At 71.3% G+C, this 26,780-nt stretch carries 18 protein-coding genes; 8 read left to right on the plus strand and 10 right to left on the minus strand.

Annotation, left to right across the window (positions count from 1 at the left end):
* The first annotated feature begins 6 nt into the window (after positions 1-6).
* A complete protein-coding gene (locus ABTZ58_RS19475) occupies positions 7-1,929 on the plus strand; it encodes an amino acid adenylation domain-containing protein (protein ID WP_351357844.1) in 1,923 nt (640 codons plus the stop codon).
* A gap of 93 nt (positions 1,930-2,022) precedes the next feature.
* The gene (locus ABTZ58_RS19480) at positions 2,023-2,712 is read left to right on the plus strand and encodes a TetR/AcrR family transcriptional regulator (protein ID WP_309096285.1); all 690 of its coding nucleotides are present in this window, start codon (positions 2,023-2,025) and stop codon (positions 2,710-2,712) included.
* 6 nt (positions 2,713-2,718) lie between these two features.
* Here the strand turns inward: ABTZ58_RS19480 and ABTZ58_RS19485 are convergent, their stop codons facing one another.
* The 7 genes from ABTZ58_RS19485 to ABTZ58_RS19515 all read right to left on the minus strand — a co-directional run bounded on the left by ABTZ58_RS19485 (position 2,719) and on the right by ABTZ58_RS19515 (position 15,382).
* Positions 2,719-3,075: a 5-carboxymethyl-2-hydroxymuconate Delta-isomerase gene (locus tag ABTZ58_RS19485; protein WP_351357847.1), complete on the minus strand. Its 357-nt coding sequence runs from the start codon at positions 3,073-3,075 to the stop codon at positions 2,719-2,721.
* A gap of 84 nt (positions 3,076-3,159) precedes the next feature.
* Positions 3,160-8,553 (minus strand): pullulanase-type alpha-1,6-glucosidase, encoded by a 5,394-nt coding sequence (pulA, locus tag ABTZ58_RS19490; RefSeq protein ID WP_351357850.1) that lies wholly within the window; start codon positions 8,551-8,553, stop codon positions 3,160-3,162.
* 184 nt (positions 8,554-8,737) lie between these two features.
* Complete coding sequence (locus tag ABTZ58_RS19495) at positions 8,738-10,111, minus strand: alpha-amylase (RefSeq protein WP_351357853.1); 1,374 nt, start codon at positions 10,109-10,111, stop codon at positions 8,738-8,740.
* 119 nt (positions 10,112-10,230) lie between these two features.
* Positions 10,231-11,955 carry a glycoside hydrolase family 13 protein gene (locus tag ABTZ58_RS19500; RefSeq protein ID WP_502996099.1) on the minus strand — a complete coding sequence of 575 codons (1,725 nt, stop codon included), beginning with the start codon at positions 11,953-11,955 and terminating at the stop codon, positions 10,231-10,233.
* A 112-nt stretch (positions 11,956-12,067) separates the two neighbouring features.
* Positions 12,068-12,976, minus strand: a complete 909-nt coding sequence (locus ABTZ58_RS19505; protein ID WP_309096289.1) for a sugar ABC transporter permease — start codon at positions 12,974-12,976, stop codon at positions 12,068-12,070.
* A 14-nt stretch (positions 12,977-12,990) separates the two neighbouring features.
* Positions 12,991-13,995, minus strand: a complete 1,005-nt coding sequence (locus tag ABTZ58_RS19510; RefSeq protein WP_351357856.1) for a carbohydrate ABC transporter permease — start codon at positions 13,993-13,995, stop codon at positions 12,991-12,993.
* A gap of 118 nt (positions 13,996-14,113) precedes the next feature.
* A complete protein-coding gene (locus ABTZ58_RS19515; RefSeq protein WP_351357859.1) occupies positions 14,114-15,382 on the minus strand; it encodes an extracellular solute-binding protein in 1,269 nt (422 codons plus the stop codon).
* A 398-nt stretch (positions 15,383-15,780) separates the two neighbouring features.
* On the opposite strand from ABTZ58_RS19515, the gene ABTZ58_RS19520 reads away from it, so the two are divergent.
* Both ABTZ58_RS19520 and ABTZ58_RS19525 read left to right on the plus strand, forming a co-directional pair.
* Complete coding sequence (locus ABTZ58_RS19520) at positions 15,781-16,815, plus strand: LacI family DNA-binding transcriptional regulator (protein ID WP_309096292.1); 1,035 nt, start codon at positions 15,781-15,783, stop codon at positions 16,813-16,815.
* A 93-nt stretch (positions 16,816-16,908) separates the two neighbouring features.
* Positions 16,909-17,796, plus strand: coding sequence for a phosphatase PAP2 family protein (locus ABTZ58_RS19525; RefSeq protein ID WP_351357862.1), 888 nt, complete (start codon positions 16,909-16,911; stop codon positions 17,794-17,796).
* A 43-nt stretch (positions 17,797-17,839) separates the two neighbouring features.
* Here ABTZ58_RS19525 and ABTZ58_RS19530 read toward each other — a convergent pair whose 3' ends face one another.
* Positions 17,840-20,848, minus strand: coding sequence for a bifunctional [glutamine synthetase] adenylyltransferase/[glutamine synthetase]-adenylyl-L-tyrosine phosphorylase (locus ABTZ58_RS19530; RefSeq protein ID WP_351357865.1), 3,009 nt, complete (start codon positions 20,846-20,848; stop codon positions 17,840-17,842).
* Between the two features lie 422 nt (positions 20,849-21,270).
* Here ABTZ58_RS19530 and ABTZ58_RS19535 point away from each other — a divergent pair, with 422 nt between their 5' ends.
* A complete protein-coding gene (locus tag ABTZ58_RS19535) occupies positions 21,271-21,720 on the plus strand; it encodes a VOC family protein (RefSeq protein ID WP_351357868.1) in 450 nt (149 codons plus the stop codon).
* Positions 21,721-21,994: 274 nt separating this feature from the next.
* Here ABTZ58_RS19535 and glnA2 read toward each other — a convergent pair whose 3' ends face one another.
* Positions 21,995-23,356, minus strand: a complete 1,362-nt coding sequence (gene glnA2, locus ABTZ58_RS19540) for a gamma-glutamylpolyamine synthetase GlnA2 (RefSeq protein WP_114257364.1) — start codon at positions 23,354-23,356, stop codon at positions 21,995-21,997.
* 292 nt (positions 23,357-23,648) lie between these two features.
* Between glnA2 and ABTZ58_RS19545 the strand changes: the two genes are divergently transcribed.
* Positions 23,649-24,836: a globin domain-containing protein gene (locus tag ABTZ58_RS19545; protein WP_351357872.1), complete on the plus strand. Its 1,188-nt coding sequence runs from the start codon at positions 23,649-23,651 to the stop codon at positions 24,834-24,836.
* A gap of 30 nt (positions 24,837-24,866) precedes the next feature.
* On the opposite strand, the gene ABTZ58_RS19550 is transcribed toward ABTZ58_RS19545, so the two are convergent.
* Positions 24,867-25,307 carry an RrF2 family transcriptional regulator gene (locus ABTZ58_RS19550; protein WP_309098116.1) on the minus strand — a complete coding sequence of 147 codons (441 nt, stop codon included), beginning with the start codon at positions 25,305-25,307 and terminating at the stop codon, positions 24,867-24,869.
* A gap of 189 nt (positions 25,308-25,496) precedes the next feature.
* Here ABTZ58_RS19550 and ABTZ58_RS19555 point away from each other — a divergent pair, with 189 nt between their 5' ends.
* Together ABTZ58_RS19555 and ABTZ58_RS19560 are read left to right on the plus strand one after the other, a co-directional pair.
* Complete coding sequence (locus tag ABTZ58_RS19555; RefSeq protein ID WP_351357876.1) at positions 25,497-26,162, plus strand: thioredoxin-like domain-containing protein; 666 nt, start codon at positions 25,497-25,499, stop codon at positions 26,160-26,162.
* Positions 26,159-26,779 (plus strand): DUF305 domain-containing protein, encoded by a 621-nt coding sequence (locus ABTZ58_RS19560; RefSeq protein ID WP_351357879.1) that lies wholly within the window; start codon positions 26,159-26,161, stop codon positions 26,777-26,779. Before ABTZ58_RS19555 ends, ABTZ58_RS19560 begins: the two co-directional genes overlap by 4 nt.
* The last annotated feature ends 1 nt before the right edge of the window (position 26,780 follow it).

Consider the following 26,780-nt stretch of genomic DNA (forward strand, 5'->3'; position numbering starts at 1 on the left):
CTGAACGTGCAGTCACAGGATGTCGCCCAGCGCCCCGCAGCCTCTTCCCCGGCCGGCCCGGTCGTCGACGTCGAGCAGGCGGAGGCCGCCCTCGTCGAGCACTATCCACGGCTGGTCCGGCTGGCCTACCTGGTGTTGCCGCCCGGCCTGGGCCGCAGCCGGCGCGTGCTGACCGCACACGCCCTCACCCAGCGCGCGCTTCCCCGCAACCGCACCCCGGCACCCGTGATCCCGGCCCAGTCCACCGGCCGGGACGGCGACCCGGGCTACGCCCTGGTCCGGCTCCAGGTGCTGCGCACGGCGCTGGAGGCCGGACTGCCGCTGCGGCTCAGGGCCTGGCCCAAGCGGTCCCAGCTGCCGCCGCTGCTGCCGCAGGTGTGGGGGCTGAAGCTCTTCCCGCGCTCCGGCGGCGCCGACGAACTCGCGCTGGACCAGCGGCTTTCCACGCTGTCGGGCCCGGCCCGGGCCGCGTACGCGCTGCGCGGCGTGGAGCGGCTGACGGACGACGGCGCGCGCGAGGTACTCGCGGCGGCGGGCGTCGCCGATCCGGAGGGTGCCCTGCTGGAGGCCGGCGGCGTCCCCGAGCAGTTCGGCCTGCTGGACTCCCCCGAGTTCGACCCCTGCTCGCTGCAGGCCCGCCCCACCGACCTGATGCGGCGCCGCCAGCACCTGAAGGCCGCGCTGGCCGCCGGTGCGGCCCTGCTGGTGTGCGGGGCGCTGCTCGGACTGCCCGGCGAGGGCTGGGGCCCCGACGGCGCCGCCGCACCTCCGTACGCGCGGAACCCGGCCGCCCAGGCCGCCCTCGACCCGGCGAAGCTCACCCGGGTCCCCGCCGCCGCGTGGCGTGTCTCGGCGCGCACCGACTTCTCCGTGTGGCCCGCCCGGGGCGACCTCACCGGCGACGACGCCCTGCTGCGCCGCGCCCTCGCGGTGTGGGCCCGGCCCGGGGAGACGGTCCAGGTATCCGCGACGCCCGGCACCCCCTCCGGCGGCCCGGCCGGACCGCCCCAGCTGCTGTACGCGGGGACGGTCGACGCCGCCCGCGTGGTGATCCTCTACGACGGGCTGCGCATCACCCGGTACGCCGAGCCGAAGGACGGCGCGCAGGGGGCCGCCCTCGACTTCGCCCGGGTCGACGGGGCCTCCCGGGCCGAGGCCGGCGCAGTGGTCCTCGGCCGGGCCGACGGGAACGTCCGCTACCTGACCGCCCCCTGGGTCGAGAAAGCGGCCGAGCGGGATCTGCTGAAGCCGCGCTCGGGCGCGATGGACCTCGCGCTCGACGACGGGGTGACCGCCCCGCTGGCCAGCCCGGCCGTGCGCTCCGGCCCGTGCACCTCGTGGAACGTGCTGCAGGTGACCGACGGCACCAGGACCCGGCTGCTGACGGACCTCGGCGAACTGGTCCCGGCCCGGCTCACCACCGGCCGGCCCGGCTCCCCGGGCGAGGTGTCCGGCGCCGCGGCGCTGCGCACGTGGCAGCCGTTCGCCTGCTCGCTGGGCACGGTCCGCTCGGCGGGGGTGCGCAGCATCAACGCCTGGGCGTTCAACGAGCAGCCGCTGCCCGACGCGAGCGGCTCGGCGGCGTGGGTGTGCACGCGGGCGGAGACCTGGCGGGGCGGCGGGGCGCGGGTGCTGGCCCAGTTCCACACGCCGGGCGGGGCGTACGGGGCGGTGGCGGCGAAGGCCGAGAACGTCCCGGCGTGCGGGGCGCGGGATCCGCACGTGCTGGCCGGCGTGCTGTGGAAGGCGAAGGCGGGCGACTGGTACCTGCTGGCGGCCGGCAGCCGGCGGACCGCCTCGATCCGGGCGACCGGCGGGGTCGACGGGTCGGCGCCGGGCAGTCTGCTCACCGTGCCGGCCGAGCAGGGCGCGCAGGCGGAGCTGAAGGGCACGCTGGAGGACGGGCGTTCGGTCGGCGGGCTGCGCTGACGCGCGGTTCCGGCGACGGCCCGGTGGCCCTGGGCGGACCTCGGCGAACGCTCCGGACCGTTCGCGGCTGGAATCGATCGGTAAGGTGTTCGTATGACTACCGGGGTTCGCCGCAGAATGGGAGTCGAGGAGCGGCGGCAGCAGTTGATCGGCGTCGCCCTCGAACTGTTCAGCCGCCGCTCGCCCGACGAGGTCTCGATCGACGAGATAGCGTCGGCCGCGGGCATCTCGCGCCCGTTGGTCTACCACTACTTCCCCGGCAAACTCAGCCTGTACGAGGCCGCGTTGCAGCGGGCCTCGGACGATCTGGCGGCCCGGTTCGTGGAGCCGCACGAGGGACCGCTGGGGGCCCGGCTGCTGCGCGTGATGCGCCGCTACTTCGACTTCGTGGACGAGCACGGGCCCGGTTTCTCCGCCCTGATGCGCGGCGGCCCGGCGGTCGGGTCCTCGACGACCAACGCGCTCATCGACTCCGTACGGCAGGCCGCGTATGTCCAGATCCTTTCGCACCTGGGCGTGAGTGATCCGCCCGCGCGGCTGGAACTGGTCGTGCGGTCCTGGATCTCGCTCGCCGAGTCGACGGCGCTGATCTGGCTGGACGGGCGGCGCATCCCGCGCGAGGAGCTGGAGCCCCAGCTCGTCAACGACTTCGCCGCGCTCGCCGCCGTCAGCGCCGCCTATGACGAGGAGATGGCCGCCCTGCTGCGCCGCATCGTCAAGGACGAGCCGGCCGACGGCCCGTTCGCGGACCTGGCCGGCCGGCTGCTGGCCCTGGCGACCTGAGGCCGCTCAGGTCTCGGACTTGGCGTACGAGGGGTCCAGGTCGCGGACCTCGGCGGAGGCGTGCAGCGCGACGCCCGCGGCGGGCTTCAGATGCGTCCGCAGCAGCTCCAGCGCGGCCTGCGTGAGCCGGGCCTTGGTCTCGTCGGTGCGGCCGGCGAGCAGCGCGATGTGGACGTGCACATGGGCGTGCCCCTCGGCGTCGGGGCCGACCACGATGTCCTCGGTCCGGCGGAACCGGGTCTTGCAGGCCGGCGGCTTGGCGGCGGCGATCTCGACCGTGGCCTCGTGCAGCGCCTTCGCGAAACCGGGCCGGTCGAAGTCGTCCGCGAGGCCGGCGGAATAGTCGACGGTGATCTGCGGCATCAGCACTCCTGTTCCGGGTCGGTGGGCTCACCCTAGCCGCAGACGGGGCGGACCGCCGGTGGCGGTCCGCCCCGTCCGGGTGCGTTACCCCGCGGTCCGGGTGAAGACCGCGACCGTGCGTCCCGGAACGGTGAACGTCCCGGACTGCTCCGCGTACGCGGAGGACTTCACGGTGGCGTCGGACCCCGCCGCCTGCACGGGGTGCAGCCGGTAGCCGGTTCCGGCCAGGTCGGGGACGCGCTGTTCCTGCCGCTGGGGCGTGGCGTTGAAGACGACGACGAGGTCACCGAGCCGCATGGTGATCACGCCGGGCGTCTCGTCCGTGCCGGACAGCGGGAAGGACAGCCGGGACTGCACCCGCTCGGCCGTGCCGAGGGAGAAGTCCGGCTCGGCGGCGCGGATCCGCAGCAGGTCGCGGTAGGCCGCCGAGGCGCCCTCGATCTGCTCGCAGCCCACCCTCACCGTGCTCAGCAGGGGCTTGGCGTAGGGCCACTTGCCGGCGTTGTCGGCCGCCATCGGCAGTCCGCGGCCGAAGCCGTTGCCGTCCCGGCAGTCCCAGTGGATCGCGTTGAACCAGTCGCCGCTGTCGTAGGAGTTGCGGTCGAGGGACTTGGAGCGCAGCAGGTCGGTGCCCGCCTGGGAGAGGGCCGGGCCCTGCGAGAGGGTGGCCGTCGCCATGGCGAGGACCTGCATCCGGGCCCGGTCGGAAGCGCTCACCGAAGCGGGCAGCTTGAAGGCGAGCGCGTCGAACAGGGACTCGTTGTCGTGCGCGTCGGCGTAGGCGAGGGCGTCGCCGGGCGCGTCGGCGTATCCGGCGGGGGCGCCGTTGTAGTCGACCTCGGAGCCCTTGACCTGCTTGCCGCTGGTGTCGGTGAAGGCGAAGGCGCTCAGGTTGCCGGTCAGGCCCACCTTGATGAGGTCCTGGTAGTGCAGCAACCTGGCCTTCTGCTCGGCCGGGGTGCCGTTGGCCTTGGCGGAGTTGGGCTCGGTGTACAGGCCGGACGCGAAGCCCTGCACGCCGGGGTCCTCGTCGAAGGGGCCGCCGCCGCGGACGGCGTCGCGGGCCCGGTCGGAGAAGGTGGCGATGCCGGTGCCGGCCATGTTCTTCTGCGTGGCCTGGACGAACCGGGCGTCGTCGGCGACCTCGCCGAAGTTCCAGCCCTCGCCGTACAGGATGATCTTCTTGCCGTCGACGCCGTCCTTGTCGAGGGTCAGCGCGTCGAGGGCCTTCCTGACGGCCAGGACGTTGGCCTTCGGGTGGTGGCCCATGAGGTCGAAGCGGAAGCCGTCGACCTTGTACTGCTTGGCCCAGGTGACGATCGAGTCGACGACCAGCTTGCCCATCATGGCGTTCTCGGTGGCGGTGTTGGCGCAGCAGGTGCTGTTGGCGACCGAGCCGTCGGCGAGCAGGCGCTGGTAGTAGCCGGGCACGATCCGGTCGAGGACGCTCGTCCGTTCCTGGCCGCTGGCCGCGGTGTGGTTGTAGACGACGTCCATGACGACCCGCAGCCCGTCGTCGTTGAGGGCCTTCACCATCCTGCGGAACTCGACCGTGCGGGCCGTGCCGTCCGGGTCGGTGGCGTAGGAGCCCTCGGGGACCGTGTAGTGGTACGGGTCGTAGCCCCAGTTGTAGGCGTCCTTGGCGCCGATCTTCCCGACGCACTCCTGCTGCTTGTCGGAGTCGGCCGGGTAGGAGGCGAGGTCGCAGTCGGTCCGCGCCTGGTCGGCCCCGCGCTCCGGGATGGTGGCGATGTCGAAGGCGGGCAGCAGGTGCACGTGGGAGGTGCCGGCCTTCGCCAGCTCGCGCAGGTGCCTGCTGCCGTCGCTCGCCTTGTCGGTGAAGGCGAGGTAGGTGCCGGGGTGCTTCGCGGTGCGGTCCTCGACGGAGAAGTCCCGGACGTGCAGCTCCTGGATCTGGGCGTCCCGCAGCGGCACGGCCTTCGGCTTGGTGTACGTCGACCAGCCGGCCGGCTTGAGGTCCTTGTCGTCCAGATCGACGACGAGGCTCCGCCGGGAGTCGGTGGTCAGGGCGAGGGCGTAGGGGTCGGTGACCTTGTTGGTGACGACCTGGCGGGCGCTGGGCGCCCAGACCCGCACGACGTAGCGGTAGGGCTTGTTCTTCCAGGACGCCGGGCCGGTGACGGACCAGACGCCGGTGGCGGGGTCGCGGCGCATGGCGACGGTCCTGCCGTCCAGTTCCAGGGCCACGGACTGCGCGGTCGGCGCCCACACGGACAGGGTGGGGCGGCCCTTGGCGAACGTCGGTCCCAGATCGGCCTTGGTGGCGTCGTAGAGGTCGTCGAGGACTCCGGCGATCTGGACGCCGGTCGCCGCGAGCACGGCCCCGTTGGCCGCGTGCCGGGTGGCGACGACCTGGCCGCGCAGGGCTTCGCGGACCCGGTCGCGGTCACGCGGGTCGACGGTCCAGGCGTCGTACTCCTTCAGGTGCGGGAACTTCGCCTTCTGGGCGTCGGTCAGCTCGCCCTTCGACAGGCGCAGCCACTTCGCCTCGCCGGTCAGGGCGCCGTCCTCGACCTTGACCGAGCCGTCGCGGGAGTACTGCAGCTGGGTGGAGGCGGCGGCGTCGGAGCCGTTCCAGACGAGGGTGTTCCGGTCGATCCAGACCGCCTTGGAGGTGGTCAGGTCGAGGGCGGCGGCAGAGCCCGCGGGCTGCGGGAGCAGGTACTTCTCCTGGCCGCTCACCAGCCACACCTCGTGGCCGTCGGCCTTGAGGTCGAGCGACCGGTCGGTGGGCAGGTCCTTCTCGTCGCCCTTGTGGATGATGTAGCTGAGGCTGGTGGCACCCTCGGTGAGCGGCACCTCGAAGACTGCGCCATAGGCATCAGTGTCGACCGGCTCGAGGGGGTTCGACCAGTCGGTGGGGTCGGCGGCGCCGGTCCAGACGTGCAGACCCCAGCCGTCGTAGTTCCCGTCGGCCCGGTGGTAGTGCAGGACGGCCTTGCTCCTGTCCGGTGCCGGGTGGTCGGGGCGCTCGGTGGTGACGGTCTCCTTGCCCTGCTCGATCCAGATCTCGCCGGTCTTGGTGACGTCGATCGTGCGGTCGGTGGCGACGTCCTTGGTGCCGTCCTTGTCGATGACGAGGAAGCCGACGTTCGAGGCGCCGGGCTTGAGCTTGACCCAGGCGAAGGCGCCGTAGGCGTCCCGGCCGGTGAAGGGGTGGCTGTCGGGCCACTCGGTGGCCTCGCCCTCGGCGAGGTCGCCCCAGGCGTACAGGCCCCAGTCGGCGTAGTCGCCGTCCGCGCGCTTGTAGTGGACGATCGCGTAGTCGCGGGAGGACGCGCCGGGCGGCTCCGCGACGGGCGGGGTGCCGGTGGTGGAGGCGGCCAGGGCGCTCGCGGTGCGGCCGGCCGAGTCGACCACGACGGCCTTGTAGCGCAGGGCGGTGCCCGGTGCCACGTCCTTGCCGACGGTGTGCGTGACCTTGTAGGGGGCGTGGTCGGCGGAGCCGAGGACCCGCCACTTCCCGGTGCCGGTCTGCGCGGCGAAGACGACCCGGTTGAGCTGCCCGCCCTCGACGTCCGCGGAGAGCTCCACGGTGCCGGTGGCGCCGGCCGCGGGGGCCTTGAGGGTGAGGGACGGTTCGGTGGCGGGCTTCGCGAGCCTGCCCGCCGCCTTGAGGACGATCGCCGAGCCGGCCGGGACGGTCACGGTGAGCTTCTTGTCGCCGTCGCTCCTCGCGGAGGCGTCGGTGCCGTAGAGGCCGCGGAAGGTCATGCCGGCCGAGCCGGTCGCGAAGGTCGCGGTCCTCTCGTCGGCGGCGTTGTTGAACGCGACGACGTACTCGGTGCCGGTCTTCGCGTCCGTGCGGGAGAAGGCGTAGACGCCGGGCCCGTCGGCCGCGTACCGCTGCTGCTGGACGCCGTCGGTGAGCGCCGGGTGGGCCTTGCGGAGCTGGGCGAGGGCGCTGATCTGCCGGTAGAGGGGCGCCTTGGTGTCATAGGCGTCCTCGGCGTGTGTGGCGTCGGTGCCGATGCGGTCGTCGTCCAGGTAGTCGGCGGTGCGCGAGGCGAACATGCTCTGCCGGGCGTCCTTGTCGCCGCCCGGGCCGGCGAAGCCCTGCTCGTCGCCGTAGTAGACGACCGGGTTGCCCCGGCTGAGGAACATCAGCTCGTTGGCGAGCTTGTCCTTGGCGAGGATCTCGGCGTCGGTGGCCTTGGGGTTGTCCTGCTTGAGGAACGTCCCGATGCGGCCCATGTCGTGGTTGCCGAGGAAGGTGACCTGCTCGTACGCGTTGGCCTTGCCGGTCGTGTACTTGTAGTCGTCGCCGAAGACACCCGCGAGCTTCTGCGCGCTGCCGCCCTGGGAGGCGTACTGACGGGCCGCCTCCTGGAAGGGGAAGTCGAGGGTGGCGTCGAGCCGGCCCTCGGTGACGTAGGGGGCGGTGACGTTCGTGTCGGCCGAGTAGACCTCGCCGAACATGAAGAAGTCGTCCCGGCCCTGCTTGGCCGCGTACGCGTCGAGGGCGGTGGCCCACTGCGTCCAGAACTCCATGTTGACGTGCTTCACGGTGTCGATCCGGAAGCCGTCGATGTCGAAGTCCCGCACCCAGCGCTGGTAGATCCTCTCCATGCCGCTGACGACCTCGGGCCGCTCGGTCCACAGGTCGTCGAGCCCGGAGAAGTCGCCGTGGGTGGAGCTCTCACCGGCGAAGGTGGAGTCGCCGCGGTTGTGGTACATCGTCGGGTCGTTGAGCCACGACGGCACCTTGTTCCGCTGGGTGACCACGGGGGTGCGCGGGAAGGAGTCCCGGCCGACCTCGGGGAAGCCCCGCCGCCCGTCGGCGTAGTCGGCGTCGTCGAACGGCCTGCCGTCCTTCGTCAGGTACGGGAAGGCGCCCTTGGCGAGGTAGTCGTAGGACTTCTCCTCGTAGTCGACGACGTCCGCCGTGTGGTTGGTGATGACGTCGAAGAAGACCTTCATGCCCTTGTCGTGGGCCTTGTCGATGAGGGTTTCGAGGTCCTCGTTGGTGCCGAAGTGCGGGTCGACCTGGGTGAAGTCGGTGATCCAGTAGCCGTGGTAGCCGGCGGAGGCGTTCGCCCCCGTGCCCTGCACGGGCTGGTTCTTGAAGATGGGGGCCATCCACAGGGCGGTGGTGCCCAGGCCCTTGATGTAGTCGAGCCTCTTGGTCAGGCCCTTGAGGTCGCCGCCCTGGTAGAAGCCCTTGTCGGTGGGGTCGTAGCCGGTCGTCAGACGCGAACCGGTCAGACCGCCCTTGTCGTTGCGCGGGTCGCCGTTGGCGAAACGGTCCGGCAGGACGAAGTAGAACTGCTCGCGGGTGGCGTCGTGGCGGGCGGGCTCGGCGGCCAGCCGGGCGTCGGACGGAGGCGCCGGCGGGGTGGCCGCCCCGGCGGCGAGCGGCTGGACGAGTGTGGCGGCCAGCGCGGCGGCGGTGACCGCGGCGACCCGTCCGGCACGTGCGGTACGGCGCCTGGACGGCACCGGCCATCTCGGTATCACAGATGGGCTCCTAGCGATTGCGGCTCTCTCGGGTCCGACCCCGCGCGACCGTATCGCCGCCGAAACCCTTACAGCAAGAGTCTTGAAACTGTTGGAAAGAACTTTCAACCAGGTGTGCTGGTCTGGAACAGCGGCCCCGGCCGCCCCAGGGGGTGACGGGCGGGGCCGCCCGCGGTGTCCGGCCTCAGCAGGCGGACCTGCCCGCGTGGATCGCCAGAGCCGTGTTCGCGCCGAGGGTGGCCGTGAACTGCCCGGCCGAATTCACCGTCACCGGCGTGTTGTTCTGCACGTTGCAGTACGTGCCCGCCGGCAGCGAGGTCTGGTACGTCCGGGTCAGGGAGCCCGACTCGTGGTTGATGGCCACGAAGCCCTTGCCGCCCCGGCCGAAGGCGATGGCGTCACCGCCGTTGTCCCACCAGTTGGTGACGGCCTGGCCGCGCGTGGCGTTGCGGAAGGCGACCATGGACTTGATCTCCGGCCAGTTGTGCTGGCACTTCCAGCCGTCCTGCCAGCAGGCGTTCACCTGGCCGCCGTTCGGCGGGCCGGCGTCGTGGTCGGTGAACTCGTAGCCGGAGTTGATGTCCGGGGCGCCGTAGGGCCAGGCCAGCATGAAGACGTTGGCCAGGGTGTAGGTGGCCCCGTCCTTGTAGCTGAGGGTCGAGCCGTTGCGCTCGGTGTCGTGGTTGTCGACGAAGACGCCCGAGACGCCGCTGTTCATGTAGCCCCAGCCCTCGCCGTAGTTCTTCAGGTAGGCGAGGTTCTCGTTGTTGAAGACCCGCTTGAGGTCGTAGGCGTAGCGGAACTCCTGGACGTCGCCGTTGCCCGTGTACTCGGTGGGCTGTACGGCCTCGCCGGCGCCGAAGATGACCTCCTGCTTCCAGTACACCGACGGGTTGCTCAGCCGGGACTTGATGTTCGCGAGGTCGGCGGCCGGCATGTGCTTGGCCGCGTCGACGCGGAAGCCGTCCACGCCGAGGGAGAGCAGGTCGTTCATGTACCCGGCGATGGTCCTGCGGACGTAGTCCTCGCCGGTGTCGAGGTCGGCGAGGCCGACCAGCTCGCAGTTCTGGACGTTCGCGCGGTCCTGGTAGCTGGTGATCTGCGAGGTGCAGTTGTCGAAGTCGTACGAGGAGTACAAGCCGGGGTAGTTGTACTTGGTGTACGACGAGCCGCCGGTGCCGGTGCCGCTGCCCGCCGACATGTGGTTGACGACGGTGTCGACGACGACCTTCACACCGGCCGCGTGGCAGGTGTTCACCATGTTCTGGAAGGCGGCGCGATCTCCCAGCCGCCCGGCGATCCGGTAGCTGACCGGCTGGTACGAGGTCCACCACTGCGGGCCCTGTATGTGCTCGGCGGGCGGGGAGACCTGCACGTAGCCGTAGCCCGCGGGGCCGAGGGTGGTGGTGCACTCGCGGGCGACGGAGGCGAACTTCCACTCGAAGAGGACGGCGGTGACGTCCTTGGTGCCCGGTGGGGAGGCAGGGGCGGTAGTCGGGTGCATGACAACCGCAGCCGCGGCGAGCGCGACGGCGGCGGAGAGGTGTCTGCGTGCCATGTGGGGTTTCCTTCTTCGTTGAAGGCTCTTGCTGCAAGGTTCAGAAACCTTGCGGTGACGCAGATGGTAAAGGCCCGCCGCCCGAAAGGGCAGCGGGCCGTGCGAAATTCGGAGGAAAATCAGGCAGTCGTCGCGGTGGTCCACCACACGGTGGTGTCGGCGGGCACCTTCGCCTCGTCGTCGACCTGCACGATCTCACCGCTCGCGACCAGCACCCGGCCGTACGCCGGCATCGCCACCGACTCCCCGGTGGTGTTGGCGACGCACACGAACTCCCCGCGCCGGAAGGCGAGTACGCCCTCGGGCGCCCGCAGCCACTCCACGGACGTGCCGGCTCCGAGGTCGGGCTGCTCCCGGCGCACGCCGAGCGCGGCCCGGTACAGCTCCAGCGTGGAGCCGGGCACCCCGTTCTGCGCCTCGACGCTCAGCTCGCCCCACTCCGCCGGCTGCGGCAGCCAGCTGCCCCCGTCGCCGAAGCCGTACGACGAGCCGGTCCTGGTCCACGGGATCGGCACCCGGCAGCCGTCCCGGAAGCCGTCCTGGCCCGCGCCCCGGAAGTACGCCGGGTCCTGGCGCACCTCGTCGGGCAGGTCGACGACGTCGGGCAGGCCCAGCTCCTCGCCCTGGTAGATGTAGGCCGAGCCGGGCAGCGCCAGCATCAGCAGGGTCGCGGCCCGGGCCCGGCGCAGGCCCAGTTCCCGGTCGCCGGCCAGGCGGATCTGGGTGCCGAGGCCGGGCGGGTTGGCGAAGCGGGTGGCGTGCCGGGTGACGTCGTGGTTGGACAGCACCCAAGTGGCCGGGGCGCCGACCGGGCGCATGGCCTCCAGGGTGCGGTCGATGACCTCGCGCATCTCGGCCGCGTCCCAGTGGGTGCTCAGGTACTGGAAGTTGAAGGCCTGGTGCAGCTCGTCGGGACGGACGTAGTTCGCGGTGCGCTCGATGGTCGGGGTCCAGGCCTCCGCCACGAAGATCCTCTCCCCCGCGTACTCGTCGAGGATCAGCCGCCACTGCCGGTAGATCTCGTGCACGCCGTCCTGGTCGAAGAACGGCATGACATCGTTGCCCAGGAGCTTCACCTGGTCGTGGGATCCAAGGTCGGGCAGCCCGTCCGCCTTCACCAGCCCGTGCGCGACGTCGATGCGGAAGCCGTCGACGCCCATGTCGAGCCAGAAGCGCAGGATGGAGCGGAACTCGTCGCCGACGGCCGGGTGGTTCCAGTTGAAGTCGGGCTGCTCCGGGGCGAACAGGTGCAGGTACCACTCGCCGGGCGTGCCGTCGGGCTCGGTGACCCTGGTCCAGGCCGGGCCGCCGAAGATGGACTCCCAGTCGTTGGGCGGCAGCTCGCCGTTCTCGCCCTTGCCGGAGCGGAAGTGGTAGCGGTCCCGCAGCGGCGATCCCGGCCCTTCGGCCACGGCCCGCTTGAACCACTCGTGCTGGTCCGAGGAGTGGTTGGGCACCAGGTCGACGATGATGCGCAGCCCCAGCCGGTGGGCGTCGCGGATCAGCGCGTCGGCGTCCAGGAGGTTGCCGAACATGGGGTCGACGGCCCGGTAGTCGGCGACGTCGTATCCGGCGTCGGCCTGCGGCGAGGCGTAGAAGGGGCTGAGCCACACGGCGTCCACGCCGAGGTCGCGCAGGTACGGCAGACGGGTGCGGACACCCTCCAGGTCGCCCATGCCGTCACCGTTGCTGTCGGCGAAGCTGCGCGGGTACACCTGGTAGATCACCGCGTCCCGCCACCAGTCGCGGCGCTTGGCGACGGCCACGGTGGAGCCGGAGGTGGGGGCAGGTGCAGCTGAGTGCTGGCTCATGTCGTCCTTGATGCGTAACTGGGGTGTGGTCATGTGGGACGTGGTGGGGTGACGAGGCGGCCGCGGCACAGCGGGGTCGGATGGGCACCGCGGCCGCCTCGGGCTTGTGACATGCCGTTCGGCAGCGCCCCGAAGGGCACGGGGGTCACCCCTTGGTGCCGCCGGCGGTGAGCCCGGTCACCAGGTTCTTCTGCACGAGGTAGAAGAAGAGGGCGGCCGGTATCGCGATCAGCACGGCCGTCGCGGCCATGAGGTTGCGCTGTGCGTCGTGCTCGCTGACGAACGTCTGCAGACCGACGGCGAACGTGTACTTGTCGTCGCTCAGCATGAACGTCGAGGCGAACGCGACCTCACCGAAGGCCGTGAGGAAGCTGTAGAACGCCGCGACCGCGAGTCCCGGCTTGGCGAGCGGCAGGATGAGCCGCGCGAACGTGCCGAAGGGGGTCAGCCCGTCGACGCGCCCGGCCTCGTCGATCTCGAACGGGATGGTGTCGAAATAGCCCTTCATCAGCCAGGCGCAGTACGGCACGATGGTGGTGCAGTTGACAAGGATGAGACCAAGGTAGCTGTCGATGAGCTGCAGATCCGAGAGGATCTGGTACATCGGCACGATCAGTACCGCGATGGGGAACATCTGGGTGACGAGCAGCACCCACATCAGCTTCCGGTAGCCCGGGAACCGCATGCGGGAGACCGCGTAGCCGGTGGACGCGGCGACGACGACGCCGATGAGCGTCGTGCCCAGCACCACGACCAGCGTGCTCTTCAGCCAGTCGAAGAAGCTGGTGTCCTGCAGGACGAACGCGTAGTTGTCGAACGTCATCTTGCCCCAGATGCGCCCGGGGTGCAGATAGTCGTCCTTGTCCGGCCCGAGGGACAGGAAGAACAGCCAGGCGACGGGGAAGAGCGCGGTCAGGCTCGCGACGATCAGCACGGCGTGCGAGGCGAGGGACGCCGCGCGGCTCTGCTCGCCGCGCCGGCGCGTCCGGCCCGGGGCCTTCGCGGGGCGCCGCTCGGCCGACGGGGCGGGGGTCTCGACGGTGGTCGTACTCATTTCGGACTCCTGCCTCAGATCGCGAGCTGCTGCTCGTTGCGGTTCAGCCAGCGGCGGTAGAAGGAGGTGAAGACGATCAGGATGGACAGCAGCAGGATCCCGTAGGCGGCGGACTGGGCGTAGTCGCGCGGCTGCTGCCCGAAGCCCAGCTGGTAGGCCCAGGTCACGAGGATCTGCGCGTCGGGGGCGGTGTTGCCGAACAGCAGGAAGATGATGGCGAACTGGTTGAACGTCCAGATGACGCCGAGCAGGACGACCGTGGTGCTGACCGAGCGCAGGCCGGGCAGGGTGACGTAGCGGAAGCGCTGCCAGGCGCTCGCGCCGTCCATCTCGGAGGCCTCGTACAGGCTCGCGTCGATCGACTGCAGGCCGCCGAGGAGCGAGACCATCATGAACGGCACGCCGCACCAGGTGTTGACCATGATCGCGGAGAACCGCTGCCAGAAGGTGTCCTCCAGCCAGGACGGCGTCGGCAGGTGCAGGAACTCCAGACCGCTGTTGATGATGCCGCCGTCGGCGAGCATGAACCGCCAGCCGAAGACGGTGACGAAGGTCGGCACCGCCCAGGGCAGCACCAGGATCATGCGGTACAGGGTGCGGCCGCGCAGCTTCTGGTTGAGCAGCAGGGCGAGGCCGAGTCCGATGCCGTAGTGCAGGGTGACACAGGCCGCCGTCCAGAAGACCGTCCACAGGAAGTGGGACCAGAAGCGGTCGTAGGACGTCGGGCCCCACAGGATGTCGGCGTAGTTGTCCAGGCCGATGAACTCGTAGGTGGCGTCGATCTCGTTGACGCCGATCGTGCGGGCGGTGTTCAGGCTGGTGGCGTCGGTGAGGGTGAGGTACAGGCCGTATCCCAGCGGGTACAGCACGAGGACGCCGAGGACGATCGCCACCGGGGCGACCATCGCGTAGGCGTACCAGTGCTTGTTCAGGCCGTTCCTCAGCCGCTGCACCGGTCCGGGCCGTGGTTCCCGCTCACCGCGCCGCTTGCCGGTCGCTCGGTCGATGGCGACTGTCATGGTTCGACACCTTCTGGAAGTTCAAGGAGGTCAAGGAGGGCTGCCCGGTTCGAGGCGCGGGCCGGTGGCCGCCGGATCCCCTCCCCCTTGACCGGGGGACCCGGCGGCCACCCGGCGGTCACTTGCTGTAGTCGGGCACCAGCTTGGCGATGGCGGTCTCGGCGTTGCCGAGGCCCTTGTCCAGGGACACCTTGCCGCTCGCGATCTTCAGCAGCTCGTCGTCGAGCGGGGTCCACAGGGAGCTGTACTCGGGCAGGGCCGGGCGCGGCTGGGCCGCGGGCAGCACACTCTGGAATCCGGCGATGCCCGGGTCGGCCTTGACCTTCGCGGTGTAGGCGTCCTCGCGCGTGGGCAGCGTGGAGTTCTTCAGCGCGATGGTCTCCTGGGCCTTGGCCGAGGTCATGAACTTCACGAACTTCAGCGAGGCCTCCTGGTGGGCCTTGTCCGAGCCCGCGTACACCGAGAGGTTGTGGCCGCCGGTCGGGGCGCCAGCCTTGCCGGTGGAGCCGGCCGGGACGGTGGCGATGCCGAGGTTGTTCTTGTCCTTGAAGGCCGAGCCCTTGTAGAAGTTCGTGATCTCCCACGGGCCCTGGATGATCGAGGCGACCTTGCCGCTGACGAACGCCTCCTGGATGTGGGCGTAGGCGTCGGCGGTGGTGTCGGCCTTGTGCAGGCCCTTGCCCTTGAACAGGCCCTGCCAGGTGCCGTAGGCCTTCTTGGCCTCGGGCGAGGTGACGGTGATCTTCTTGGCGTCGACGTCGACGGTGTCGGTGCCCTCGCCGTAGAGGAAGGACTGGGCGTAGTAGGCCTGGGTGGAGCCCCAGTAGCCGTCGACGCCGGTCTTGTCCTTGATGGTGGCGGCGGCCTTCTTCAGGTCGTCCCAGGTCCTGGGCGCCTCGACGCCGGCCTTGGCGAACAGTTCCTTGTTGTAGACGAGGGCGAGGGTGTCCGTGGTGAAGGGGACGCCGTAGGTCTTGCCCTCGTACTTGGCCTGCTCGATCAGGCTGGGCTGGAACTTGTCCTGCTCGGCGAGGGCCTCGGTGCCGTCCAGCGGCGCGAAGAAACCCTTCTTGGCGAAGGCGGGGGTCCAGCCGACCTCGGAGCGCAGCACGTCGGGGGCGCCCTTGGAACCGGCGGCGGTGTCGAACTTGTTCTGCGCCTGGTCGAAGGGGACGTTGACGTACTTGACCTTGATGTCCTTGTTGGCGGCCTCGAACTCCTTGACCAGGGCCTGGTACGTCGGCGCCTCGTTGGTCGCGTTGGAGGTGTCCCACCAGGTGATGGTGACCGGACCGCCGGCCTCGTCGCCGCTGTCGCTTCCGCCGCAGGCCGTCGCCGCCAGGGCGAGGGACGCCACCAGCGCGGTGGCCGCTATGCCACGCCGCATGAGTTCTCCTTGAGGGTGAAGCCCGTTGTGCTGCCGACTGCGCCGTTGGCCGCCGGGCGTCGGTGACATTAACCTCGCCGCAACGGGTTGCGAAAGACCTTGCAGCAAAAAGTTGCAAGAGGTGCGGATGGTTATCCCGCCGTGACCTCCTCTCGATTGCCCTGAGGCCTTGATCCGCCTTGCTGACCGGCTGTTCGACGGGCAGTCGGACAGTTGTGCAAGACTCTGCAAGCACTTGCCATCCGTGTCCGCCGGGAGAATCATCCGTTGCGGAGCGGACGCCGACACGACTTCAGGGGACCGCGATGACCAAGCAACCCGCAGCGGGCCGTGCACCGGCCCGCACCCGGCGTCCCGTCGGTGTGCAAGCAGAAGTCCGGCCGCTACAGTCCAGTGCTGTGACCACACGGCTTGCGGACATCGCGTTGCAGGCGGGGGTGAGCGAAGCGACCGTCAGCCGCGTCCTCAACGGCAAGCCGGGCGTCGCCGCCACGACCCGCCAGTCCGTGCTGGCCGCCCTCGACGTGCTGGGCTACGAACGCCCGGTGCGGCTGCGTCAGCGCAGCGAGGGCCTGGTCGGCCTGATCACCCCGGAGCTGGAGAACCCGATCTTCCCGGCCCTCGCCCAGGTCATCGGCCAGGCGCTGACGCGGCAGGGCTACACGCCCGTGCTGGCCACCCAGACCCCGGGCGGCTCGACCGAGGACGAGCTGACCGAGATGCTCGTGGACCGCGGGGTCGCCGGCATCATCTACGTCTCCGGGCTGCACGCGGACACCACCGCCGACATGCAGCGCTACGACCGGCTGCGCGCGCAGGGCGTGCCCTATGTCCTGGTGGACGGTTTCTCGCCGAAAGTGCAGGCGCCGTTCATCTCCCCCGACGACCGCGCGGCGATGAGCCTGGCCGTGACGCATCTGGCGTCCCTGGGGCACACCCGGATCGGGCTGGCGCTGGGGCCCAAGCGGTTCGTGCCCGTGCAGCGCAAGATCGAGGGGTTCGTGCGGGCCATGCAGGAGCAGTTGGGCCTGGGCGCCGAGGCCGTCGAGTCGGAGCTGGTGCAGCACTCGCTGTACACGCTGGAGGGCGGACAGGCCGCCGCCGTCGCCCTGATGGAGCGGGACTGCACGGCCGTGGTGTGCGCCAGTGACATGATGGCCCTGGGCGCGATCCGGGCGGCCCGGCAGCGCGGTCTGGACGTGCCGAAGGACGTCTCCGTGGTCGGCTTCGACGACTCCCCGCTGATCGCCTTCACCGACCCGCCCCTGACGACCATCCGCAAGCCGGTCCCGGCCATGGGCCAGGCGGCCGTGCGCACGCTGCTGGAGGAGATCGGCGGAACGCCCGCGCCCCACAGCGAGTTCGTGTTCATGCCGGAGCTGGTGGTGCGCGGTTCGACCGCCTCGGCGCCCGGTGACCGTGCGCGGTCGTGAGGCGCGCGGCCTGATCTCGCCGTAGAACATGCGGCTCAGGCCGGGCCGCGGGATGATCGGTGGGGAAGTCCTTTTCTGGCAGACTTTGTGCCTATGGGTGACGCGACCGTGACGCAGCCGGAGGGCCTGGAGGCGGCCCTCCCGCCCCCCGTTGCGGCCGAGACGGGACCGCGTGTGCTGCGCCGGCTGCGCACCCCGCGCCGGCCCCGCTTCTGGTTCGAGATCCTGTTGATCGCGGTGAGTTACTGGACGTACTCGCTCGTCCGCAACGCCGTGCCCGAGCAGCGGGCCGAGGCGCTGCGCAACGCCGACTGGATCTGGCAGACCGAGCACCGGCTGGGCATCGCCGTCGAGGAGTCGGTCAACCACGCCGTGAACTCGGTGAATTGGCTGATCATCGGCATGAACTACTACTACGCGACGCTGCACTTCGTGGTCACGCTGGGTGTGCTGGTGTGGCTGTACCGTCGTCATCCCGGCCGGTACGCGGCGACCCGGCTGGTGTTGTTCTCGACCACCGCCGTCGCCCTGGTCGGTTACTACCTGTATCCGCTGGCGCCCCCGCGGCTGATGAACGGCGGCGGCTTCATCGACACCGTGATGGTCCACCAGACCTGGGGTTCGATGGCGTCCGGCGACCTGAAGAACATGTCCAACCAGTACGCCGCGATGCCGTCGATGCACATCGGCTGGTCGGTGTGGTGCGGTCTGACGATCTTCGCGCTGGCGGCCGTCCCGTGGGTGCGGGTGCTGGGCCTGCTGTACCCGGCGCTGACGCTGGTGGTGATCGTGGCCACGGCCAACCACTTCTGGCTGGACGCGGTCGGGGGCGTGCTCTGCCTGGCGTTCGGGTTCGCGGTGGCCCGGGTCTGGTGCGGCAGGCTGCCGTACGCCCTGCCGCGGGTGGTGCGCGCACCGGCCGCATCCCGCTCGCGGACGTCCCGGGAGCAGGGCCGGCCACTCGCGCGGGACAGGGTCTGACGCCCCGGCTCACGGCCCTGGGGACCCGGTGCTCGCGCCGGGGTCAGCGCTCGGCCACCCCGTAGAACAGCTCCTCCACCACGCCCCGCGCCCGGCGGGCGGTGCGCCGGTAGGCGTCGAGCATGTCGCCGACGTGGCCCGGGTTGTGGCCCAGGTACCGGCCGACGGCGGCCAGTTCGCGCGGGTCGGAGGGGAAGGTGTCGCCGGCCCGGCCGCGTACCAGCATCACCGCGTTGCGCACGCGGGTCGCGAGGACCCAGGCCTCGTCGAGTGTCCCGGCGTCCTCGTCCGCGATGAGCCCGGCCGCGCGGGCGGCGGCCAGGGCCTCGCGGGTGCGGGTGGTGCGCAGCCCCGGTTCCCGGGCGGCGTGCCGCAGCTGCAGCAGCTGCACGGTCCACTCCACGTCCGACAGCCCGCCCGGCCCCAGCTTGGCGTGCAGCTTGGGATCGGCGCCGCGTGGCAGCCGCTCCCGCTCCATCCGGGCCTTCAGCCGCCGGATCTCGCGGACGGCCTCGTCGCCGAGCCCGTCCGCCGGGTAACGCAGCGGATCGATCAGTTCGATGAAGCGGCGGCCCAGGTCCGCGTCCCCGGCGACCGGCTCGGCCCGCAGCAGGGCGTGCGACTCCCAGGTCAGCGACCACCGGCGGTAGTACGCCGCGTACGAGGTGAGCGTGCGCACCAGCGGCCCGGACTTGCCCTCCGGGCGCAGGTCGGCGTCGATGAGCAGGGGCGGGTCGGCGCTCGGGAGCTGCAGCAGACGGCGCATCTCGGAGACGACCTTGTTCGCCGCCTGGGACGCCTCCCGCTCGTCGACGCCGTCGCGCGGCTCGTGCACGAACAGCACGTCCGCGTCGGAGCCGTAGCCCAGTTCGTGGCCGCCGAACCGGCCCATGGCGATGATCGCGAAGCGGGTGGGCAGCTCGTCGCCCCAGCCGTCCCGCACGACCGCGCGGAGCGTGCCGGCGAGGGTCGCGGCGGTCAGGTCGGACACCGCCGCCCCGACCCGGTCCACCAGGGCGCCCTGGTCGGCCTCGGCGGGCTGCTCCTCGGTGCCGTAGGAGCCGACGATGTCGGCGGCGGCCGTGCGGAACAGCTCCCGGCGGCGCACCCCGCGTGCGGCCGTGACCGCCTGGGCGGCTCCGTCGGCCCGGTTCACCGCGGCGAGTATCTCCTGCTCCAGGTGGGCGCGCGGCCGGGGCGTGAGGCCGCCGCCGTCCCCGTCGCCGAGCAGCGCGACCGCCTCGGGCGCGCGCATCAGCAGGTCGGGGGCGAGGCGCCCGGCCGACAGGACCCGGGCGAGGTTCTGCGCGGCGGCGCCCTCGTCCCGCAGCAGCCGCAGGTACCAGGGCGTCTTGCCGAGGGCGTCGGAGACCTTGCGGAAGTTGAGCAGGCCCGCGTCCGGGTCGGCGGATTCGGCGAACCAGCCGAGCAGGACGGGCAGCAGAGTGCGCTGGATGGCGGCCTTGCGGGTGACGCCGGAGGCCAGCGCCTCCAGGTGGCGCAGGGCGGAGGCCGGGTCGGCGTACCCGAGGGCGACCATGCGTTCCCGGGCCGCCTCGGCGCTCAGCCGGGCCTCGCCGGTGGCGAGCTGGGCGACCGCGTCGAGCAGCGGCCGGTAGAACAGCTTCTCGTGCAGCCGGCGTACGACGGTGGCGTGCCGCCGCCATTCGCGGTGCAGGTCGGCGACCGGGTCGGCGCGCAGGCCCAGGGAGCGGCCGATGCGGCGCAGCTCCGCCTCGTCCTCCGGCACGAGGTGGGTCCGCCGCAGCCGGAACAGCTGGATGCGGTGCTCCAGGGAGCGCAGGAAGCGGTAGGCCTCGTCGAGCTGCGCGGCGTCGGAGCGGCCGACGTAGCCGCCGGCGGCGAGGGCCTTGAGCGCGTCGAGGGTCGTGCCGCTGCGCAGGGAGGGGTCGGTGCGGCCGTGCACCAGCTGGAGCAGCTGCACGGCGAACTCGACGTCCCTGAGGCCGCCCGGGCCCAGCTTCAACTGGCGGTCGACCTCGGCGGCGGGGATGTTCTCCACGACCCGGCGGCGCATCTTCTGCACGTCGGAGACGAAGTTCTCGCGCTCGGCGGCCTTCCACACCAGCGGCTGGACGGCCTCGACGTACTCCGCGCCGAGGTCGAGGTCGCCGGCGACCGGGCGGGCCTTGAGCAGCGCCTGGAACTCCCAGGTCTTGGCCCAGCGCTGGTAGTAGGCGAGGTGGCTGGCCAGGGTCCGCACCAGCGGGCCGTTCCTGCCCTCGGGGCGGAGGTTGGCGTCGACGGGCCAGATGGAGCCCTCGACCGTGGTCTCCGAGCAGATCCGCATCATGTGCGAGGCGAGCCGGGTCGCGGCCCGGATCGCCTTGGTCTCGTCGGCCCCCTCGACCGCCTCGCCCACGAAGATGACGTCGACGTCGGAGACGTAGTTCAGCTCGTGGCCGCCGCACTTGCCCATCGCGATGACGGCCAGCCGGCACAGGGCGTCGTCCTCGGGCGCCGCCGCCCGGGCGAGGCCGAGGGCGGCGCGCAGGGTGGCGGTGGCGAGGTCGGCCAGCTCGGCGGCGGACTCGGCGACGCCGGTCGTGCCGCACACGTCGCGAGCGGCGATGGACAGCAGGCAGCGCCGGTAGGCGACGCGCAGCGAGACCGGGTCGTCGGCCTGTGCGAGGCCGGCCTCGAACTCCGCCACCCCGGGGTGCAGGTCGCGCGCCTCGTAGGTCACCAGGGCCTGCCAGTCGCCCGGGTGCCGGGTGAGGTGGTCGGCGAGGGCGGTGGAGGCGCCGAGAACGCCGAGCAGGCGGTCGCGCAGCGGCTTGGCCGAGATCAGCGTGTCGAGCAGCTCCCGGCGGGCGCCCGGGTGCGGCTGGGCCTCCAGCAGCCGGACGAGGCCGAGCAGCGCGAGATCGGGGTCGGCGGTCGCACCCAGCGCGTCCAGCAGCACCGGGTCGTCGCGCAGGGGCGCGAGCTCGACGCTGTCCAGGAGCCGCTCGGCGGCCAAGGCGTCGGTGAAGCCGTGCCGCAGCAGCCGTGTGAAGGTACTGCTCCTGCGCCCCGGGGCCGCCGTCATCCGGGCCTCCCTCGCACTCTTTCCGAGCTTGCATCGGATCAAGGTCGTACGGCTTCGAGCCTAACGGCAGGGCCCGGGGGGAGCGCCGGTGAGTCGGCGGGCGGACGGGGTCCGCACGGGAGAGCACGGCTGCTGCGCATCTCGACCGTACGGCCGGACGGGCGCCGGCACACGAGGCGCGTCACCGACGGCGCCCGGCTACGGGGGCCGTCCGCGGGGTGGAGGAGAAGTACGGCGGCTTCTGGCAGGTCGAGGTACGGGAGGGCCATTTCGCGCCACGGCGGGGGACGCGCGGCCGTCCACTCGGTGGCGCCGCGTACGGTTTTCGGCTTCGGTAGGGGGAGCCGTTCAGCCAGGCGCGGTGGCGGTTCGCCTGACACGCGGTGCCTGATGCTGTCGCCGCCCGACGAAGGAGTCACGCCATGGACTTCACCCTGGAAGTCATCCCGCTGCCCGTGACCGACATCGACCGGGCCCGGGACTTCTACCGGGACAAGGTCGGCTTCCACGTGGACATCGACCAGGAGGTCATGCCCGGGATGCGGATCGTCCAGCTGACGCCTCCGGGTTCCGGCTGCTCGATCGCCCTCGGCGACTCCCTCTGGGAGATGACCCCGGGCCCCACCCCGGCCCCCGGGTCCTACCAGGGCCTGCAACTGTGCGTCGCCGACATCAAGGCGGCCCACGCGGAACTCGTCGCCCGCGGCCTCGATGTCTCGGAGCCGGTCCAGTACGCGCCGGACGACGGCGCCACGTTCATGCACTTCCGGGACCCGGACGGCAACGGCTGGGCGGTGCAGGAGTACCGCAGGCGGGCAACGGAACCGCTGCACGAGCTGCTGGCGATCCAGAAGCGGCAGCGGGAGTCCTGACCGGTCGGGGCGCGACGCGACCGGTCAGGAATCGAGAAGCCGGGAGGGACGGCCGCGGCCGGCGTCGATGACATGGCCTCCCTCGCATGCGGGCCCGGACCGGTGAAGCTGTCGCTGTACAAGCGCTCCGGTCTGCCGTGAGCAGATCTCGAACAGTGTCTGCCCGGACTTCTCCGCGAGCTCGTCGAGGATGGTGCGACGGTGCCGGAGACGGCGTCCCTGTGAGGCCGACGGTCCACGGCCGCCGGCCTCCAGCACGCCGAGAGGCTTCGCGCTACAGCGCCGGAAGGTTCTTCCGCAGCTCGAACGCCGTGACCTCCGAGCGGTACTCCTCCCACTCCTGCCGCTTGTTGCGCAGGAAGAAGTCGAAGACGTGCTCGCCGAGGGTCTCGGCGACCAGGTCGCTGCGTTCCATCAGGGTCAGGGCCTCGCCCAGGTTCTGCGGGAGCGGCTCGATGCCCATCGCGCGGCGCTCCGCGTCGGACAGGGCCCAGACGTCGTCCTCGGCGCCCGGCGGGAGTTCGTAGCCCTCCTCGATGCCCTTGAGGCCGGCGGCGAGCAGGACGGCGTAGGCGAGGTAGGGGTTCGCGCCGGAGTCGAGGGAGCGGACCTCGACGCGGGCCGAGCCCGTCTTGCCGGGCTTGTACATGGGGACCCGGACCAGCGCCGAGCGGTTGTTGTGGCCCCAGCAGATGTACGACGGGGCCTCGCCGCCCGCGCCCGCCGTGCGCTCCGCGCCGCCCCAGATGCGCTTGTAGGAGTTGACCCACTGGTTGGTGACGGCGGAGATCTCCGCCGCGTGCCGCAGCAGGCCCGCGATGAAGGAGCGGCCGACCTTGGAGAGCTGGTACTCCGAGCCCGACTCGTAGAAGGCGTTGCGGTCGCCCTCGAAGAGGGAGAGGTGGGTGTGCATGCCGGAGCCCGGGTGCTCGGAGAACGGCTTCGGCATGAACGTGGCGTGGACGCCCTGCTCCAGCGCCACCTGCTTCATGACCAGGCGGAAGGTCATGACGTTGTCGGCCGTGGAGAGCGCGTCGGCGTAGCGCAGGTCGATCTCCTGCTGGCCGGGCGCGCCCTCGTGGTGGGAGAACTCGACCGAGATGCCCATCGACTCCAGCATCGTGATCGCCTGGCGGCGGAAGTCCATGCCGACGTTGGTCGGGGTGTGGTCGAAGTAGCCGGAGTTGTCGGCCGGGGTGGGGCGGGAGCCGTCCAGCGGGCGGTCCTTCAGCAGGAAGAACTCGATCTCCGGGTGCGTGTAGAACGTGAAGCCCAGGTCGGAGGCGCGGGCCAGGGCACGCTTGAGCACGTAGCGCGGGTCGGCGAAGGAGGGGGAGCCGTCCGGCATGAGGATGTCGCAGAACATGCGGGCGGTGCCCGGGGCCTCGGCGCGCCAGGGCAGGATCTGGAAGGTCGACGGGTCCGGCTTGGCGATCATGTCGGACTCGTAGACCCGGGCGAAGCCCTCGATCGCGGAGCCGTCGAAGCCGATGCCCTCGTCGAAGGCCTGTTCCAGTTCGGCCGGGGCCACGGCGACGGACTTGAGGAAGCCCAGCACGTCCGTGAACCACAGGCGTACGAACCGGATGTCGCGCTCCTCCAACGTCCGGAGCACGAACTCCTGCTGCTTGTCCATCTTCCGCTTCCCCATCCTTGCTGGTCAGGCCGCCTGTCTTCCGTACCACGGGAGGCGGTCGGGCACCTGAGCATCCCACCACACCACCATTTCGTACGCGTTGCGGACCATGATCGCCCGACCGGTGGAGACCGGACGACCCGCGTACCGCGGGTGGACTGCTCTTGAGCCCATAGTGCCTGCTCGCACCGACATCCGTAACGGCCGGTCCGCTTCGCTGCCCCGGTCCTTAATTTGCAACGCACATGCAACTTTAATTAGCGTGCGCGCAGTCGAGCCGTGAGGAGCCCCGATGCTGTCCGCGCAGTCCGCCGCCGTCGTCCGCGCCACCCTGCCCGCCGTCGGCGCGGCCCTGGACACGATCACCGAGCGCTTCTACGCCGGTCTGTTCGAGGCACACCCCACGTTGCTGCGCGACCTGTTCAACCGGGGCAACCAGGCCGCCGGCACCCAGCGGCAGGCGCTCGCCGGCTCCATAGCCGCCTTCGCCGCGCACCTGCTGGACCATCCGGAGCAGCGGCCGGACGCGATGCTGCGCCGCATCGCCCACAAACACGCCTCCCTCGGCGTCACCCCCGAGCAGTACGGCATCGTCCACGAGCACCTGTTCGCCGCCATCGCGGACGTGCTCGGCGACGCCGTCACCCCCGAGGTCGCCGCCGCCTGGGACGAGGTGTACTGGCTGATGGCGAACGCCCTGATCGCCGTGGAGCGGCGGCTGTACGAGGAGCGCGGCCCGGTCGCCTGGCGGCCGTGGGAGGTCGTCGAGCGGGTCGTCGAGACCCCGGACGTGATCACGTTCCGCCTGCGTCCCGCCGACGGCGGCCCCGCGCGGGACTTCGCCGCAGGCCAGTACGTCTCCGTCCGCGTCGCCCTGCCGGACGGCGCCCGGCAGATACGGCAGTACAGCCTCTCCGGGGCGCCGGGCCCGGCTCTGCGGCAGATCAGCGTGAAGCGCGTGCACGGCGACGGCACCCCCGACGGCGAGGTCTCCCACCACCTGCACGCGCGCGTGCGCGAAGGCGACGTCCTGGAGTTGTCCGAGGCCTACGGCGACCTGGTCCTGGACGCCGGCCCCGACACCCCCCTGCTGCTGGCCTCGGCGGGCATCGGCGTCACGCCGATCACCGCGATGCTGGCCCACCTCGCCGGCTCGGGCCACCGCGCCCCGGTCACCGTCGTGCACGGCGACCGCTCACCCGCCACCCACGCCCTGCGCGCCGACCACGCGTCCTGGGCGGGCAAGCTGCCTGGGGCGGCCCTGCACCTCTGGTACGAGCAGGACGCCCCGGCCGGCGCCCGCACCGGCCTGGTCGACCTCGCCGGGGTCCCGGTCGCCCCGGGCACGCACGCGTACCTGTGCGGACCGCTGCCGTTCATGCGGACGGTGCGGGCGCAGCTGCTCGCCAAGGGTGTGGCACCGGCCGACATCCACTACGAGGTGTTCGGCCCGGACCTGTGGCTGGCCGGGCAGGGCTGACCGCAGGGAGGGGCGGTCGCACGCAGCGGCCTAAGGGCGGCCGGGCCGTGAGATACCGAGCAGCAGGGCGCCGGTCGGCTCCGCCGCGATGTCCGCCACGGTGAGCGGGTCCAGGGAGGCGAAGAACGCCTCCTGGGCCCGGCGCAGGGCGCCGCGCAGGCGGCAGGCGGAGTTCAGGGGGCAGGGGGTCCGGCCCTCGCAGTCGACGACGTCGCCCTCGCCCTCGAAGGCGCGGACCACGGCGCCCACCGACGCCGTGCGGCCCCGCTCGGTGAGGGCGAGTCCGCCGCCGCGGCCGCGGCGGGCCGTCAGCAGCCCGCTGTGCTGCAGCTCGGCGACGACCTTCGCCAGGTGGGTGTACGGCACGCCCATGCCGTCCGCGACCTCCCGGGTCGTCGGACTCGACTCGCCGGCGACGGCGAGCCGCATGAGGACCCGCAGGGCGAGGTCGGTGGAGCGCAGCAGCCGCATGCGGGCAGCGTAGATAAATAGGTAAGGTCGGTTCAAATCATCCGGGGCCCGGCCGGCCGAAGCTGTCGGGCCGCTGTCGGTGCCGTATCGATTCGGCCCTTTCCCGCGGCCGCTCTACGAGGGGCCCCGCCTCCCCCATTACGATCAGCCCACCCGACCGTCCCACTTTTCCCCCGCGAAGGACACCTCATGGGCTCCGCCAAGAAGAGCAACACGGCACGCAAGGCGCGAATAGAGGAGATGCGGCGCGCCGAGCAGGCCCGTGAGCGCCGCAACCGGATCCTCACCATCGCGGCCAGCGTCGTGATCGTCGGCGGCCTGATCGCCGGCGGTGTCGTGCTCGTGCGGTCCCAGGACGACGGCGGCAGCGACACCGCGGCGAGCGACTCCTCGGGCAAGGGCAGGTTCGTCACCGGCAAGGACGGCGTGAGGACCTGGGAGGGCAAGCTCTCCCGCAACCACGTCACCAAGGCCGTCAAGTACGCCACCCAGCCGCCGGTCGGCGGCGACCACAACCAGGTGTGGATGAACTGCAACGGCGACGTCTACACCAAGGAGATCAACAACACCAACGCGGTGCACTCGCTGGAGCACGGCGCGGTGTGGGTGACGTACAACGCCGCCGCGAAGAAGGCCGACGTGGAGGCGCTCGCGGCGAAGGTGAAGAAGACGCCGTACACGCTGATGAGCCCGCTGGACGACCAGAAGGACCCGATCATGCTCTCGGCGTGGGGTCACCAGCGCACCGTGACGGGCGCGGACGACCCGAACGTCGACAAGTTTTTCGAGAAGTTCGTCCAGGGCGAGCAGACCCCCGAGCCGGGTGCCGCCTGCACCAACGGGCTGTCGCAGTGAGGCACGTCGGTCTGGTCGCCGGGGCCGCGGTGACGGCGCTCGTCGCGGCCGGGGCGATCACCTACGCCGTCGCCGGGGACGACGGCGGGAGCACGACCCCCTCCGCCGAGTCCGCCGACGCCGGGTTCGCGCGCGACATGGCGGTGCACCACCAGCAGGCCGTGGAGATGTCGTACATCGTGCGCGACCGCACCAAGGACGAGGAGGTGCGCCGGCTCGCCTACGACATCGCACAGACGCAGGCCAACCAGCGCGGCATGATGCTGGGCTGGCTCGACCTGTGGGGTCTGCCCAAGGTGTCCTCCGAGCCGCCGATGACCTGGATGGACATGGGCGGCATGGCCTCCGGCAAGGACGGCGCGCTGATGCCGGGCATGGCCACCAACACCGAGCTGAAGAAGCTCGGCGAGCTCAGCGGCAAGCAGGCCGAGATCTTCTACCTGCAGCTGATGACGGACCATCACAAGGGCGGCATCCACATGGCCGAGGGCTGTGTGGACAAGTGCGCGGTCGGGGTGGAGAAGCGGCTGGCGCAGGGCATGGTGGACGCGCAGCAGTCGGAGATCGGGCTCATGGCGGACCTGCTCAAGGCACGCGGCGCCAAGCCCCGCACCTAGG

This window comes from Streptomyces sp. NPDC094143 (assembly GCF_040303825.1).
Taxonomy (GTDB): domain Bacteria; phylum Actinomycetota; class Actinomycetes; order Streptomycetales; family Streptomycetaceae; genus Streptomyces.